Origin of the sequence: Streptomyces cellostaticus (assembly GCF_001513965.1) — a bacterium.
GTDB lineage: Bacteria > Actinomycetota > Actinomycetes > Streptomycetales > Streptomycetaceae > Streptomyces > Streptomyces cellostaticus.
This window is the reverse complement of the sequence record NZ_KQ948102.1, coordinates 1-2,081: the sequence shown is the minus strand read 5'-3', so window position 1 is coordinate 2,081 and position 2,081 is coordinate 1. Positions and strand designations below refer to the sequence as shown.

General features: G+C 72.0%; 1 protein-coding gene. It reads left to right on the top strand.

The window, feature by feature from the left end; all coding sequences use genetic code 11:
* Positions 1-2,081 (top strand): type I polyketide synthase (locus AQI88_RS42195; RefSeq protein ID WP_159050605.1); only part of this gene is annotated, 2,081 nt, incomplete at both ends.

Below are 2,081 nucleotides of genomic sequence, written 5' to 3'. Positions count from 1 at the left end.
CCCAGGCTGTGGCGGCGCTGCGGTATCTGCAGGCCGCCCGGCACCTCGGCAAGGTCGTGCTGAACGTCCCCGCTGAGTGGGACCGGCAGGGCACGGTGCTGGTCACGGGTGGTACCGGAACACTGGGCGGGGAGTTGGCCCGGCACCTGGTCAACGTTCGTGGCATGCGGCACCTGGTGTTGCTGTCCCGGCGCGGCCCGGCCGCGCCGGGGGTTGCCCGTCTGGTCGCGGAGTTGGCACAGTCGGGCACGGAGGTGCGGGTGCAGGCCGGCGACGCCGCCGACCGCGACGCCCTCGCCTCGGTACTGGCGAGGATCGGGGCTGAGCGGCCGCTGACGGCGGTGGTGCACGCCGCCGGTGTGATCGACGACGCCACCGTGGAGTCGCTGACGCCTGAGCGCATGGCTACGGTGCTGTCGGCGAAGGTCGACGCGGCGTGGAACCTGCACGAGCTGACCGAGGGCGCGGGTCTGGCCGGCTTCGTGCTCTACTCCTCGGCCGCGGCTGTCATGGGGAGCCCGGGGCAGGGGAGTTACGCCGCTGCCAACGCGTTCCTGGACGCGCTGGCTGCCTACCGTCGGGATCGGCACCTGGCTGGTCAGTCGCTGGCCTGGGGGCTGTGGGCCCAGGCGTCGGAGATAACCGGGCATCTGGAGGGTGCGGGTCTGTCGCGCCTGCGCCGTGGCGGCATTCAGCCGCTGACGACGGAGCAGGGCCTGGCGCTGTTCGAGGCCGCCGCCGCGCTGGGTGCGCCGTTGGCGGTCCCGGCCCGGCTGGACCTGACCGGGCTGTCTCGCGGAGGACGGCCGGTGCCCGCGCTGCTGCGGGGTCTGGCCGTTGGCGCTCTCGCCCGCCCGACCGCGGCCGTTGCCGTGGTTGCCGGTGGCCTGGCGGCCCGGTTGGCCGCGCTCGGTTCCGCCGAGCGCGAGCAGGAGGTTCTGCAGATCGTCCGAGCTGCTGCCGCCGTTGTCCTGGGTCATGCACACCCCGGGGACATCGATCCCCAACGGGCTTTCCGCGATATGGGCATCGACTCCCTGACCGGGCTGGAGCTTCGCAACCGGCTCGCGGCCGAGACGGGCCTGAGCCTTCCCGCCACCCTGGTCTTCGACCAGCCGACACCGCTGGAGGTTGCCCGGTATCTGGTCGCAGAGGCATGCGGCACCGACGGGGTCGTCGGGGAGACCGCTGTGCCGGTGGTCCGTGTCGGCACGGACGAGCCGGTGGCGATTGTCGGTATGGGTTGCCGGTTCCCGGGCGGGGTCGAGGACCCGGAGGGTTTCTGGCAGCTGGTCGCCGCAGGGACCGACGCGATGTCGGGCTTCCCGGTGAACCGTGGCTGGGAGACGCCGGGCCTGTCCGAGTCTGGTGATGAGGGCGCTGCCTACACCCCGCTGGGTGGTTTCCTGGATGGTGCTGGTGATTTCGATGCGGAGTTCTTCGGGATCAGTCCGCGTGAGGCGTTGGGGATGGATCCCCAGCAGCGGTTGTTGCTGGAGACCTGCTGGGAGGCGCTGGAGGACGCGGGGATTGCCCCGGGTTCGCTGCGGGGCACCGACACCGGCGTCTACGCCGGCATCATCGCGTTGGGGTACCGGGTCGGGGAACAGGACGGTGCCGGCGGCTTCGGGATGACCGGGACCACGGCGAGTGTGGCGTCGGGACGCGTGGCCTACTCGCTGGGTCTGCAGGGCCCCGCCGTCTCGATCGACACGGCCTGCTCGTCCTCGCTGACGGCGATTCACCTTGCCGCGCAGGCACTGCGGTCCGGGGAGTGCGGGATCGCGCTGGCCGGTGGCGTGACCGTCATGCCTACCCCAGGAACGTTCACGGAGTTCGCGCGGCAGCGGGGGTTGGCTGCCGATGGCCGGTGCAAGCCGTTCGCGGAGGCAGCCGACGGCACCGGGTGGGGCGAGGGCGTCGGTGTCCTGGTTCTGGAGCGGTTGTCGGATGCGCGTGAGCGTGGGCACCGGGTGTTGGCGGTCGTGGCGGGCAGTGCGGTCAACCAGGACGGGGCCAGCAACGGTCTGTCGGCGCCGAATGGTCCTTCGCAGCAGCGGGTGATCCGGGCCGCGTTGGCC